The organism is Sellimonas catena, assembly GCF_027924685.1.
Classification (GTDB): domain Bacteria; phylum Bacillota; class Clostridia; order Lachnospirales; family Lachnospiraceae; genus Sellimonas; species Sellimonas catena.
On record NZ_BSBO01000019.1, the window covers coordinates 39,455 to 52,521 of the forward strand.

General features: G+C 48.1%; 10 protein-coding genes, 2 tRNA genes, 1 riboswitch and 1 other annotated feature (1 of these 14 cut by a window edge). Of the genes, 2 read left to right on the forward strand and 10 right to left on the reverse strand.

What is annotated here, in order from left to right:
- Positions 1-173: a binding site (T-box leader), on the reverse strand (it extends 80 nt beyond the left edge of the window).
- Between the two features lie 70 nt (positions 174-243).
- The 4 genes from Selli1_RS09930 to Selli1_RS09945 form a co-directional block, all read right to left on the reverse strand.
- Positions 244-744 carry a dihydrofolate reductase gene (locus Selli1_RS09930; protein WP_087168303.1) on the reverse strand — a complete coding sequence of 167 codons (501 nt, stop codon included), beginning with the start codon at positions 742-744 and terminating at the stop codon, positions 244-246.
- A gap of 18 nt (positions 745-762) precedes the next feature.
- On the reverse strand, positions 763-1,611 hold the full coding sequence (gene thyA, locus Selli1_RS09935) for a thymidylate synthase (protein WP_087168304.1): 849 nt from the start codon (positions 1,609-1,611) through the stop codon (positions 763-765).
- A gap of 25 nt (positions 1,612-1,636) precedes the next feature.
- Entirely contained in the window at positions 1,637-2,203 is a 567-nt protein-coding gene (locus Selli1_RS09940; protein WP_281872919.1) for a folate family ECF transporter S component, read from the reverse strand.
- A 69-nt stretch (positions 2,204-2,272) separates the two neighbouring features.
- Positions 2,273-2,370: riboswitch (THF riboswitch) on the reverse strand.
- Positions 2,371-2,424: 54 nt separating this feature from the next.
- Positions 2,425-3,069: a pentapeptide repeat-containing protein gene (locus tag Selli1_RS09945; RefSeq protein ID WP_087252568.1), complete on the reverse strand. Its 645-nt coding sequence runs from the start codon at positions 3,067-3,069 to the stop codon at positions 2,425-2,427.
- Between the two features lie 115 nt (positions 3,070-3,184).
- Here Selli1_RS09945 and Selli1_RS09950 point away from each other — a divergent pair.
- Positions 3,185-3,257 (forward strand) — tRNA-Gly (locus Selli1_RS09950).
- 26 nt (positions 3,258-3,283) lie between these two features.
- A tRNA-Gly gene (locus Selli1_RS09955) sits at positions 3,284-3,356 on the forward strand.
- 164 nt (positions 3,357-3,520) lie between these two features.
- Here Selli1_RS09955 and aspS read toward each other — a convergent pair.
- The 6 genes from aspS to recJ all read right to left on the reverse strand — a co-directional run bounded on the left by aspS (position 3,521) and on the right by recJ (position 12,993).
- Complete coding sequence (aspS, locus tag Selli1_RS09960; RefSeq protein ID WP_087252631.1) at positions 3,521-5,332, reverse strand: aspartate--tRNA ligase; 1,812 nt, start codon at positions 5,330-5,332, stop codon at positions 3,521-3,523.
- Positions 5,333-5,358: 26 nt separating this feature from the next.
- Positions 5,359-6,633 carry a histidine--tRNA ligase gene (gene hisS, locus Selli1_RS09965; protein ID WP_281872920.1) on the reverse strand — a complete coding sequence of 425 codons (1,275 nt, stop codon included), beginning with the start codon at positions 6,631-6,633 and terminating at the stop codon, positions 5,359-5,361.
- Entirely contained in the window at positions 6,624-8,090 is a 1,467-nt protein-coding gene (gene hemZ, locus Selli1_RS09970) for a coproporphyrinogen dehydrogenase HemZ (protein WP_087168308.1), read from the reverse strand. Before hemZ ends, hisS begins: the two co-directional genes overlap by 10 nt.
- A gap of 15 nt (positions 8,091-8,105) precedes the next feature.
- Positions 8,106-8,732: an MBL fold metallo-hydrolase gene (locus Selli1_RS09975; protein WP_087168309.1), complete on the reverse strand. Its 627-nt coding sequence runs from the start codon at positions 8,730-8,732 to the stop codon at positions 8,106-8,108.
- Positions 8,733-8,754: 22 nt separating this feature from the next.
- Positions 8,755-11,073: a RelA/SpoT family protein gene (locus Selli1_RS09980; protein WP_087252567.1), complete on the reverse strand. Its 2,319-nt coding sequence runs from the start codon at positions 11,071-11,073 to the stop codon at positions 8,755-8,757.
- Between the two features lie 156 nt (positions 11,074-11,229).
- Positions 11,230-12,993, reverse strand: a complete 1,764-nt coding sequence (gene recJ, locus Selli1_RS09985; protein WP_087168373.1) for a single-stranded-DNA-specific exonuclease RecJ — start codon at positions 12,991-12,993, stop codon at positions 11,230-11,232.
- Positions 12,994-13,067: the final 74 nt, after the last annotated feature.

Sequence of the window (13,067 nt, forward strand, 5' to 3'; positions counted from 1 at the left end):
ATAACGCTGGAACAACGTCGGAGCCTAATCACATCTTACTTCCTGCATCGGATAAGACCTTTTCAGTCCGCTGTTCATGGGCCAGTTCCCACCCGCCGTCACGAAGACTTCCACCACCCGCCTTCTCTCTTTGCATCCGGCCGGGAGGTACTCCTCCCACTCACTACATTTCTCTGTCTCGTTAAAGTAATTATTGACATTATACGGGGTGGGGATATCTGTTGTCAAGCTTTTTCTCCGGCATCAGTCTTTTGTAGTTCTTTTTCTGTATCTTGTAAATATGTATTCCAGATCGAAATATGTCTGCTCGTCAGACTCTCCTTCCAGGATCCAGTCTTCCTCTTCATCCAGATTCGGGAAATATGTATCCGCGTCATAGGCATGGTCCGTCTTTGTCACATAAGCCTCGGTACAGTACGGGAGCATCATCCGGTAAACGCTCTCCCCTCCGATCACATAGATACTCTCATCCGGATACTGCTTCAGTTCCTCCAGAAGTTCCTCCAGACTGTGTACTACAACTGCTCCTTTTACCTGATAATGCGCGTCTCTTGTAAGGACGATATTCGTTCTGTTCTTCAACGGCTGTCCGCCAGGAAAGCTTTCCAGTGTCTTTCTGCCCATAACAACCACGTTTCCTGTTGTTGTCTCCCGGAAAAACTTCATATCTGCCGGGATGCTGACAAGCAGCTTGTTTTTATTCCCGATAGCCCAGTTTTTGTCTACATTCACAATCAGATTCATCTGTGTGCCTCCTCTTCTTTATACCGCAATCGGAATATTTTTAATCTGCGGTCCTGTCGCATAATCATCCAGACGGACGTCATCCGGCGTAAAGTCATAGAAATCTTTTACATCCGGGTTCAGCCAGAATTTAGGCGCTTCGTGCTGCTCTCTTGAAATCAGCTCCTCCACAAGCGGAATGTGACGGTCATAAATGTGCGCGTCCGCGATCACATGAACAAACTCGCCCACCTGCATGTCACAAACCTGCGCCATCATATGCATCAGCACCGCATACTGACAGACATTCCAGTTGTTTGCCGCCAGCACGTCCTGGGAACGCTGGTTCAGGATTCCGTTCAGCACCAGTTTTTCACTGTCCGGACGCTTCGTCACGTTGAAGGTCATGCTGTATGCACACGGATACAGATTCATTTCATGCAGATCCTGATGAACATAGATGTTGGTCAGAATCCGCCTGCTGTACGGATTGTGCTTCAGATCATAGATAACACGGTCTACCTGATCCATCATTCCTTCCTTATACTGATGTTTCACTCCCATCTGATATCCGTACGCCTTTCCGATGGATCCGTCTTCATCTGCCCAGCTGTCCCAGATATGAGGTTTCAGGTCATGGATGTTGTTGGATTTGCGCTGCCAGATCCAGAGCATCTCATCGGTACAGCTCTTGATCCCTGTTTTCCGAAGGGTCAGTGCCGGAAATTCTTTCGCAAGATCATACCGGTTTACAACCGCAAACTTCTTGATCGTATAGGCAGGTGTTCCGTCTTCCCACTTTGGCCGCACCTTTTCTCCTTCTGTACTTGTGCCGTGATCGATAATGTCTCTGCACATGCTGACAAATACCTGATCCGCATAACTCATATTGCTACCTCCGTTTTTCTCCATTTTAATTTGATTTCATCAATGCAAATACTTTTGCTCTGGATAATGTCCGTACTACGAGATAAAACAGCACCGTCTCCACCGGCACCATCACCATCTGTTTCAGAAGTCTTGCCGGAAGCAGCGCCGCAAAGGAACTTCCGTACATGACAGTAAGCCAGTACGTGTTCAGACAGGTGTTGACCAGAACTGCGACAAGTACTTTCGCAAATACAATCCGCCCCACGGAAAGCGGCTTCCGGTACAGAACCATTCCATAGAGGATGCCGCCCGTCACGGCACTGATGGTAAATCCCGGGAAAAAGGCTCCCGTCGGCTTTACCAGATACTTCAGAATATCCGCCGTTCCCGCGACAATACCGCCCACAGACGGTCCAAACAGCATTGCTGCCAGTTCATTTGGCAGGAAGGAAAATCCGATCTTCAGAAAGTCCGTCACCTGCACGGTTCCAAAAAATCCCAGCACCACAGCGAGTGCCAGAAGCATCGCTATGACAACCATGGTATGGCTGTCTTTGAGTTCACGGGCTGATTCCCGGAACATGTCTCGTAGTTTCTTGCATTTTTCCATAAAAATATACCTCCTTTGCAGTAGTCCTTTTGCCACGCACAGCAGGTATATCAGTCTCTGTCTATGTGTAGCAGCGGGATGCGAAATATGTACCGCAAGAAATTTCTTTTCGTCCACCGGCAACTCCCCGTCCGAATGGCACTTAACGCACATATTTCTACTCTGCCTGTTCATTTCGTCTCTGATTATAGCACGAAGTCCTCTGATCGTAAAGAGATTTCTCAGTATGCCATTGCCTCCTCTCTCGTCATCCAGAAATGGATCCCATGAGTGGAGTCTTTCCACCGGTCTTCTGTAAAAGAGTCAGCGTATACCCACTCCCCTTTCCGGTAGACGAAGTTTTCATCCACCAGCGACCATGCCTCATCAAATTCCCTTGTGCCGTCAAAGTTTCTGATTGTCAGTACTTTTGCCTTATCACACCGGCATGTCGGACCTGTGGCCGAGCTCCGCTTTGCATCTGCCGGAACAAGGAGCTGTACAATCCGGTCATACACACATTTCTTGTATGCTACAAACGCTCCTTTCTCCGGGCAGCGCATAGGATACCCCACGGTTGTCTCATCCATGCGCGCCCCGGTCAGGTCTGCATTTTCCAGTGTTGAAAGCCGGATATCCGCACCCCGGAAGTCTGCATTTTTAAGACTGCATCCCCGAAGGTCCGCCCCTTGCAAATCTGCCCCGCAAAATTTTGCTCCTTCCAGATCACAGTCCCGAAATCTTGAATTAGAAAGCCTGCACCCTGTAAAGTCGGCATTCCGGAAACTGACGGCGGTAAAATCTCCCCATTCCAGGATTTTACCACTCAGATCGATTCCGTCCATCCGTCTTTCATTCCATACTGTTTTTGTACTGTTCTGCTCCATTTTGACACCCCCGGTTCTTTGTAAATTCTATTTAAAATTTTTTTAAAAAACATGTTGACATTTCTTTTCTTTTATAGTATCATACATTTTGTTCCGAGTGAACAAAAAACATTAAGCGACAGTGGCTCAGTTGGTAGAGTACGACCTTGCCAAGGTCGGGGTCGCGGGTTCGAGCCCCGTCTGTCGCTCTTCTTTTTCAAAATTTGATATTCATGCGACAGTGGCTCAGTTGGTAGAGTACAACCTTGCCAAGGTTGGGGTCGCGGGTTCGAGCCCCGTCTGTCGCTCTTAAAACACGATTCAAATGAATCGTGTTTTTTCTTTTCTCAGACAGCTGTATCCCCGAAACCTGTATGCCAGATACTCTCAGAACAAAGGACAAAGTTTTCTGTTAATTGAAAAGGATGTTGCAGTTTCCCACAACACCCTTTTTTTCTTCTTTCTCACGAAATTACTCTTCTGTTTCCGCTTCCGCCTCTTCTTTTCTGATGACACCGATTCCCAGCTCTTCCAGCTGTTTTACTGCTACTTCAGACGGTGCCTCCAGCATCATGTCTGATGCATCTTTCACCTTCGGGAATGCAATGACATCACGGATGCTGTCTTCTTTCGCCATGAGCATGACAAGACGGTCCAGTCCGTAGGCAAGTCCTGCATGAGGCGGTACCCCGTACTTGAACGCATTCAGAAGGAATCCGAACTGCTCTTCGGCCTCTTCTTTTGTAAATCCGATCACTTCAAACATCTTTGTCTGGATGTCATTCTGGTGGATTCGGACACTTCCTCCGCCGAGCTCGGTTCCATTTAATACAATATCGTATGCTTTCGCGCGCACTCTTCCCGGATCACTGTCCAGATACTGAAGATCCTCCTCCATCGGCATGGTAAACGGATGGTGCATTGCCACGAAACGGTTCTCGTCTTCATTCCACTCAAGCAGCGGGAACTCTGTTACCCAGAGGAAATTGTACTGGCTCTTGTCCAGAAGATCCAGCTGTCTTGCAATTTCAAGACGGAGATTTCCAAGTACATCCCATACAATCTTATTCTTGTCAGCCGCAAAGAGCAGAAGGTCTCCCGGCTGTCCGTCCATTGCCTGGATCAGGGAAGCCATTTCCTCTTCTGTCATGAATTTTGCAAAGGAGGATTTCACGCTTCCATCTTCCTGAATCGCAATATATGCAAGTCCTTTTGCACCATATCCTTTTGCAAATTCTACAAGCTTATCAATCTTTTTACGCGGCATTGCACCCTGTTCTTTGGCATTGATTCCGCGGACGCTTCCGCCCTGCTCCAGAGCTCCGGTAAAGACGCCGAATCCGCAGTCCTTTACGATCTCGCTGACATTGACAAGTTCCATTCCGAAACGGGTGTCCGGCTTGTCGGAACCGTAGCGGTCCATTGCATCCTGCCATGTCATTCTCTGGATCGGAAGCTTTACATCCACATCCAGAACTTCTTTAAACAAATAAGCAAGGAGACGCTCGTTGACTTCCAGAACATCATCTACATCAACAAAGGAAAGCTCCATGTCGATCTGTGTAAATTCCGGCTGGCGGTCTGCACGGAGATCTTCGTCCCGGTAGCATCTTGCAAGCTGGAAATAGCGGTCGCATCCGGAGCACATCAGCAGCTGCTTTAATGTCTGAGGAGACTGCGGCAGCGCATAAAAGCTTCCCGGATGTACACGACTTGGTACCAGATAGTCTCTTGCTCCTTCCGGTGTACTCTTTACCAGTGTCGGTGTCTCGATTTCAAGGAATCCTTCATCTGCCAGGAACTGTCTCGTCAGTGTGGCGATCTGGCTTCTCATGCGGAGATTCCGCTGCATATCCGGTCTTCTTAAGTCCAGGAACCGGTATTTCAGACGCAGTTCTTCCTTTGTCTTGCTGTCTTCCTCAATCGGGAACGGCGGAGTCTCGGACTCGGACAGGATCCGAAGCTCTTTCACACGTATCTCGATGGCCCCTGTAGCAAGATTTTCATTGACAGCTCCGGAACGTGCCTCCACGGTTCCTACTGCCGCAATGACAAACTCGCTTCTGAGCTTTCCTGCTTTTTCAAATCCTTCTTCATCGATACTTCCGTTCTCAAATATCAACTGCAGGATCCCGGAGCGGTCTCTTAAGTCAACAAAGATAATACCGCCTTTATTTCTGTTCTTCTGCACCCACCCCATGACGGTGACGGTCTCACCGATATTCGCTGTGCCAAGTTCTGCGCAGCGGTGGGTTCTTTTCAGGCCTTTCATTGATTCTGCCATTTTCTCTTCCTCCATTTATTATTGCTCTATTCTTCGCTCTTTGGCGCAAATTCCCGTACAAAGCACTCTGTCACATCCGTGTAGCCGTCCTGCGCAAGCTGCTCTTTCTGGAATTTCTTGTTTTTCTTCATATTGGAAACAAGAACCTGACATCCCTTTGCCCGTTCTTCTTTCGCAAGCTCCAGGATTCGGGTAATGCCTTCCGACGGCATTCCTTTTTCAATCAGGAATGCTTTCTTTTCCTTCCTGGTCGGAACCTGATAGCCGCTTTCTAAAAGCAGCAGGACAATCCGCTCGAATCCGATGGAAAATCCACATGCCGGCGTATCCTGTCCCGTAAACTTTCCGATCATCTTGTCGTAGCGTCCGCCTCCGCCTACTGATCCTCCGAACTCATCCATGGAGATCTCAAAAATCGTACCGGTGTAGTAGGACATTCCCCTGACAAGTGTCGGGTCAAAGCTCATCTTGAACTCCGCTTCTTTTACCGCTTCCACGCTGGAAATGATCGTCTCCAGGCCGTCTGCCACTTCCGGATCCAGAAATCCATCAAGCTTCTCTTTCAGGTAACGGATACCTTCCACATCACGTGTCACTTCCTTGAACAGTGTCAGGTAAGTCTCCACAACCTGTGCTTCATATCCCGCTTCTTTTAACTCGCTTTCCACACCTTCCAGACCGATCTTGTCCATCTTGTCCAGAATGATGAATACTTCGTCAAAGCTTTCCGGAGCAAATCCACTGAAAGCAGCCATTGCCTTTAAGATCTGTCTGTCATTGATCCGGATAGTAAAGTTCTTGAAATCCAGTTTTCCGAGGAGTGTACTTGTGGTAAGGATCAGCTCGATCTCCGCAAGATTGGACGGCTCGCCCAGGATGTCGATATCGCACTGCATGAACTGGCGGTATCTTCCTCTCTGCGGACGGTCTGCTCTCCACACATTTCCGATCTGCAGTGCCTTAAACGGAGACGGCAGTTCATTCGCGTGATTTGCATAATATCTGGAAAGCGGCAGTGTCAGATCGTAACGGAGTCCTCCGTCCACCAGATCCGCCTCTGTCTTTGCTGTCTCCAGATTCAGCTTCGCCCCTCTTTTTAAAATTTTGAAGATAAGCTGCTCATTTTCTCCTCCCTGTTTGCTGAGAAGATTATCAATGTGTTCCACACACGGAGTTTCAATCGAAGAAAATCCAAATGTACGGTATGTCTCTTTGATCATCTGTATCACATAGTCACGGATTTCCATCTCTCTTGGGAGCATATCGTTCATTCCGGTGACCGGTTTTTTCTTTAACGCCATAGCCATTCTCCTTTTCGCTCTATCATCTCGTCAATCCGGGCAATGTACTCGTCCACATTTTTCACATTTTCAATGCGGATCAGATTTGTCATCTTTTTCTTTTTGCTGCCCGGCATCTCTACTTCCTCCGGGAGGACAATCTTCGTGGAAGCACCCGCTCCCGCCGCAATAATCGACTGTTTTTCCTCCATAATTAGTATATTGTAAATTCCCGCTTTGTCAACCTCTGCATATCCGACATTCTCAAAATTTCCGGCCATATTTTTCTGGCGGTACAGATAGTACGGGACAAGCCCCATCTCCTCCGCGCACCGGTACGCCGCATCGATCATGGCCGTCAGGTCTTCTGCCGAAAGCAGGTGACCGGTAAAGCCTTCTCCGCTTCTCTGTTCCTGGCGCAGTCTCGATGCCCGCTTGATGGCAAGGGCATGCACCGTCAGACTGTCCGGGTGAAGCTCCCGGATCTGCCGCAGCGTATCTTCCATATCTTCCGGCGCCTCCCCAGGCAGTCCGGCAATCAGATCCATATTGATATTCTCAAAGCCGAGTTCCCTGGCCAGACGAAACGTCTGCACCACATCCTCCACTGTATGCCTTCTTCCTACCAGATCCAGTGTCTTCTGCTGCATGGTCTGAGGATTGACTGAAATCCGGCTGATTCCGTGGTTTCTTAAAACCTCCAGCTTCTCCCTTGTGATGCTGTCCGGCCGCCCGGCCTCCACGGTAAGCTCAAGAAGATGTTCATAGGAAAACTGCTGCTCCAGATGAGTCAGCAGACGGTCAAGCCGGGATGCACTAAGGGATGTCGGCGTCCCGCCTCCCAGATAGATCGTATTGAGTTTTTTCTCTTTGGAAACATCTGCAATATAGGAAAGCTCCCGGCAGAGCGCATCCAGGTAATCGTCCATCCGATCAAGATACTGCGCAATCGGGTAAGAAGTAAAGGAACAATATGCACAGGTTGTCGGGCAGAACGGGATTCCGATATAGAGACTGTATCCATTCTCGTAATCCAGTCTGGACAACAGCTCCTTTTCCCTTTTTGCAATTGCCAGTCCCAGTTCCGCCTTTTCTTCCGAGACAAAGTGCTCCTTTTCAATCCAGTTCAGAATCTCCTGATCCGGCACTCCTTCTTCTAATTTCTGCATGAACATTTTGGTCGGCCGCACCCCGGTGAGACTTCCCCACGGCAGTTTCTTTCCTGCCATTTTACTCAGTTTCTCATAAAGTGCACTTACTACCAGATGCTTTCTCCTGCTTCTGTCCATCTGCCCGATTTCACCTTTCTCTCCGGCCAGGCTGACACAAAAACAAGAATCACGGTCTGTCTCGATCCTGACCTGTGACTCTTGCTCTTCATTAACCTGCTGTTCGATTTCTTCGTCCGGATAAAAAGCTTTCAACAGATGATACGCGTCATATGTGTATAAAGTATCATTACATGTCAGCTTCATCATAGTCTCTCCCGCGTTTTATTTCCTCAAAAACGGATTGTATTTTTTCTCTTCTCCGATGGTGGTCGCATCCATATGACCAGGCAGGACTTTCGTCTCATCCGGAAGACAGAGGAGCTTTTCCTCAATCCCGCGTACCAGATCTGACATGCTTCCTCCCTCAAAATCCGTGCGTCCTACAGAATGGTGGAACAGAGTATCCCCGCTGAAGAGAATTCCCTCATCCGCCAGATAATAGCAGACTCCGCCCGGCGTATGGCCCGGCGTAAAGAACACCTGAATGTCAAAACCGGCGATGTGGAGCATTTCTCCGTCTTTTACATAGACCGCATCGGAAAACGTGTATCCGTTCGTATAGATATCGGACTGATTCCAGTGGGCATCCTGTAAAAGCGCCGCTTCCCTCTCCCCTGCGTAAACCGGCACATCATAGACCTTCCGGAAATCCTGGATTCCCATAATATGGTCAAAATGTCCGTGGGTCAGGAGAACAGCCTTCATGTCAAGGCCCTCCTCCTGAATAAAGTTCATCAGCTTTTTCGGACATGCTGCCGGATCGACCAGCACGGCCTCTTTTGTGTTTTCATCGTATAAAACGTAGGTATTTGTCCCGATAATGCCTGTTACAAATGTCTGAATCTTCATCTTTTTTTGCCCCGGCCTTTCTTTAGCCCGTCGTCCTTTCTATATCAATTACATTTTCAATCTGTCTGAGCTTGCCTACAAGGCGTCCCATCTCTTCTTTTCCTCTTACAACAAATCCCATCTCCACGGTAGATACGCCCTTCTTGCTTGTACGCACATTCATCGTCTTGATATCGATCTCCGCCTCGGTAAAGACTCTGGAAATCTCCATCAGCATACCCGGCTTATCTTCCACAAACATTTTGATTTCCGCAAAATATTTGCCTTCGGAAGTTTCCGCAGCATCGGCCTCCCATTCTACCGGAATGAGTCTTGCTCTCTCTCTCTCTGTCAGATGAAGGACATTGATACAGTCTGTCCTGTGAATCGTAAGACCCCTTCCTCTGGTTACAAATCCTACGATCTCATCGCCCGGAAGCGGATTACAGCATCTGGAAAAGCGCACCGCCATGTCATCGATTCCTTTGACAATGACACCGCTTTTCGATTTTGCGATGTGTACCACGTTCTTCGATGCCTCTGCTACCTTTTCAAGTACAGCCTCATCCGTAATCTCCTGTCTGTGGTCTTTGTTATATTCTTCTGCAAGACGGTTAACAATCTGACCTTCTTTCAGTCCGCCGTGTCCGATTGCCGCAAGGACGGAATCCCAGTCCTTGAAGCCGTATTTCTGCTGCACGATCTGCTGATATTTCGGTTTCATCAGATTACCCTGCTCATAGCCTTTGGCCTTGCAGTAGGAAATCAGCATTTCTTTTCCTTTGACAATATTTTCTTCTTTAAACTGCTTTTTGAACCACTGGTTGATCTTGTTCTTAGCCTGCGTGCTCTTGACAATATTCAGCCAGTCGCGGCTCGGTCCCTTGGAATTCTGAGAAGTCAGAATCTCGATGCGGTCGCCGTTCTGAATCTTGTAGTCTACTTTGACAAGTTTTCCGTTGACTCTTGCACCGACCATTTTATTTCCCACCGCACTGTGGATCGCGTATGCAAAATCGATCGGCGTGGAACCGTTCGGAAGATTTTTGACATCTCCGTTCGGGGTGAAGCAGTACACATCTTCCGCGAACAGATCCAGGTCTCCTTTGATCAGATTCAAAAACTCCCGGTTATCCGACATGTCTTTCTGCCAGTCGAGGATCTGGCGGAGCCAGCTTAACTTTTCTTCTTCCTGAGCCTTGATATTCTTCTTTCCGTCATTGGACTCTTTGTATTTCCAGTGGGCTGCGATTCCGTATTCGGCCGTCTTGTGCATCTCCTTTGTACGGATCTGAATCTCAAACGGCTGTCCGACGGAACTCATCAGCGTCGTGTGAAGTGACTGATACATATTCGGCTTCGGCATGGCAATGTAATCTTTAAACCTGCCAGGTACCGGTGTATACATCTCATGGATCACGCCGAGGGCCGCGTAACAGTCTTTCACCGTGTCAACAATAATCCGTACTGCAAAAAGATCGTAAATCTGGTCTACCGTCTTATCCTGATTAACCATCTTTTTGTAGATACTGAAGAAATGCTTGACTCTTCCATTGACTTCCGCCCTGATATGGGCATTTTCCATATGCTGTGAGACTTCCCTTACAATCTGAGCCACAAACTCTTCCCGCTCGGTCTTTCTCTCATTAATCTGCTGCACCAGGTCATAGAAAATCTCCGGATGGAGATACTTAAGCGCAAGGTCATCCAGCTCTGTCTTCACTTTGGAAATACCGAGTCTCTGGGCGATCGGAGAATAGATGTCCATCGTCTCTTTCGCTTTTTCCTTCTGCTTCTCCGGCTTCATAAACTGCAGTGTGCGCATATTATGAAGGCGGTCGGCAAGCTTGATAATGATGACGCGGATATCCTTTGCCATGGCGAGAAACATCTTTCTTAAATTCTCCGCCTGCATTTCAAGCTTATCCGAAGAGTAGGAAAGCTGTCCCAGCTTTGTAACACCATCCACAAGAAGCGCTACTTCCTCTCCGAATTCTTTTTCAATATCCTCTTTTGTAACCTCGGTATCTTCTACCACATCATGCAGAATGCCGGCCGCAATCGTTTCCTTGTCCATTTCAAGCTGTGCCAGAATAATGCCTACCCAAAGAGGATGAATGATATATGCCTCTCCGGATTTTCGGAACTGATTTGCATGGGCCTTGCTCGCCAGCTGATATGCTTTTTCAATCAGCGAAACATCTGCTGACGGGTGATATTTATGGATATGCCCGATCAGATAACGGTACAGCTCATCCGGGTCCTGATAGTCCTCAGGCTCTTTTACAGCATGGCCGTCCACAATCCGCATCCCCTGGCGGACTTCTGTCGTAACTTCTTCCGGTCTGATTTTTTCTGCCATATCATTCCCCTCCTTTACCTGTTTCTTCACTGCTTTACTCTCAAATATTATGTCGTTTTTTGGAATATATCCTTTAGTATATCATTATTTCCAGAATGTGTAAAGCAGAGCATTCTACAGGTTTTTCGCGTAATCCTGCCTTTTTTCTTATCAGTATTACCGATAATCGAGAATTGTAATCTGAAGCGTCCTTCTTCCCATGTAATCGTTGATTCCCGGATAGTAAGTAACATCCATCAAAATCGGATTTCCTCTTCCATATAAAAGATGGTCTTTTGCATCCGGTCCGTACTTTTGTGACAGACAGGAAAAGAAGGTCTCCAGATCACCAAAAAAGATGGCATCCATAGTGGTGTGGTCCGCATCTTCTACTTCCAGTTTCAACACATTTTGATGCTTTCCGATAACCCGTCCCCGCCGAAAAAGCAGCTTTCTCCGGGCAAACACCGGTTTCGTATTTCCTTTTCCAAACGGCTCCAGAAGAGAAAGTTCCTGCACAAAATCCTCGGTAATCTCACACAGAGGAAGCTGCATGTCGATCACAACTTTCTCCGTCAGGTCTTCTTCCGTCATTGTCGTATTTTCGTTCAGTTTTTTCCGAAGAGACAGAATTTTTTCTTCCGGGAGCGAAAGCCCCGCTGCCAGACGATGTCCGCCGAAACGTGTCAGAAGATCTTTGCATCTGCTCAGCTCATCGTACATATGGTAGGTTTCAATCGACCGCCCGGAGCCTTTTGCTCCTTCTTCTGCCTTTGTCAGGACAAACACCGGTTTGTAGTACCGCTCCCGCAGACGTCCTGCCACAATTCCCGCTATGCTTTCATGACATTTTGGCAGATACACCACAAGTACTTTATCCTCCTTTAATCCGGTTGTCTCCACCTGGACCACGGCCTCTTTCACTGCTTCCTCTGTCAGATTCTTCCGGCTGTCATTGAGAGCTTTCAGATCTCCCGCCAGAAGATCCGCTTCTTTTTTTGTCTTTGCGCACAGAAGCTCCAGTGCCCGTCTGGCTGTATCCAGACGCCCCCCGGCATTGATGCACGGTCCGATCACAAAACCGATATGATAGGCAGACAGCCGGTCCGTATGGACTCCGGTACATTCCATCAGCGCGGCAAGTCCCGGATTTTTCGTTCTCTTCAGCATTTCCAGCCCCTGTTTTACAAAAATCCGGTTTTCGTCGGTCAGATCCATAACGTCTCCTACCGTCGCGATGGCTACATTTTCCATCAGATAATCCACATCTTCCGGATCTCTTCCCATGGCATTGTAAAGTGCCTCGACCAGCTTGTAGGCCACAGCTGCTCCACACAGTCCTTTGAACGGGTACAGGCAGTCCTCTCTTTTGATATCCACCACCGCGTCGGCAGGCGGAATCAGGTAGCCGCGTGTACCGTCTTCGTATTCTTCATACGGCACTTCATGATGGTCTGTTACAACGACAGCCATTCCCATACTTTTCCCATACGCGATCTCTTCGCGCGCTGCGATTCCGTTGTCACATGTCACAATTGTATCAATATTGTCATCCAGCGCACGGTCAATCAGATCAATATTTAACCCGTATCCGTCCCTGACACGATCCGGGATGTCATAATCCACTTCTGCGCCCAGTCCTTTCAACCCCTCCAGAAGAATATATGTAGCATTGACTCCGTCAATGTCATAATCTCCGATAATGCGGATACTCTGTTTCTCCACAATCTTTTCCTTCAGAAGATCCACCGCCTTATCCATATCTTTCATAAGCATTCCATCATACAGATCCGCGATGGTTCCATTCAGATAACGGTCAAAAGCCTCCTCTCCGATAATATCCCGGTTGCGGATCAGCGCCGCTGTTCTCGGCCGGATCCCAAACCGTTTCCCCAGCTCTGTAAAATTTCCTCCCTTTCTAAGCAGTACCCAGTTTTTCATCGATTGTATTCCTCCAAAAAAGCAAAAGGATGCCGCAAGATCCATACTTTCCATCCTGCTGCATCCTTTTCATG

Coding starts and splice junctions, on each gene's coding strand:
- Selli1_RS09930 (WP_087168303.1), bottom strand. CDS start 744: ATGAATCTGATTGTGAATGTAGACAAAAACTGGGCTATCGGGAATAAA.
- thyA (WP_087168304.1), bottom strand. CDS start 1,611: ATGAGTTATGCGGATCAGGTATTTGTCAGCATGTGCAGAGACATTATC.
- Selli1_RS09940 (WP_281872919.1), bottom strand. CDS start 2,203: ATGGAAAAATGCAAGAAACTACGAGACATGTTCCGGGAATCAGCCCGT.
- Selli1_RS09945 (WP_087252568.1), bottom strand. CDS start 3,069: ATGGAGCAGAACAGTACAAAAACAGTATGGAATGAAAGACGGATGGAC.
- aspS (WP_087252631.1), bottom strand. CDS start 5,332: ATGGCAGAATCAATGAAAGGCCTGAAAAGAACCCACCGCTGCGCAGAA.
- hisS (WP_281872920.1), bottom strand. CDS start 6,633: ATGGCGTTAAAGAAAAAACCGGTCACCGGAATGAACGATATGCTCCCA.
- hemZ (WP_087168308.1), bottom strand. CDS start 8,090: ATGATGAAGCTGACATGTAATGATACTTTATACACATATGACGCGTAT.
- Selli1_RS09975 (WP_087168309.1), bottom strand. CDS start 8,732: ATGAAGATTCAGACATTTGTAACAGGCATTATCGGGACAAATACCTAC.
- Selli1_RS09980 (WP_087252567.1), bottom strand. CDS start 11,073: ATGGCAGAAAAAATCAGACCGGAAGAAGTTACGACAGAAGTCCGCCAG.
- recJ (WP_087168373.1), bottom strand. CDS start 12,993: ATGAAAAACTGGGTACTGCTTAGAAAGGGAGGAAATTTTACAGAGCTG.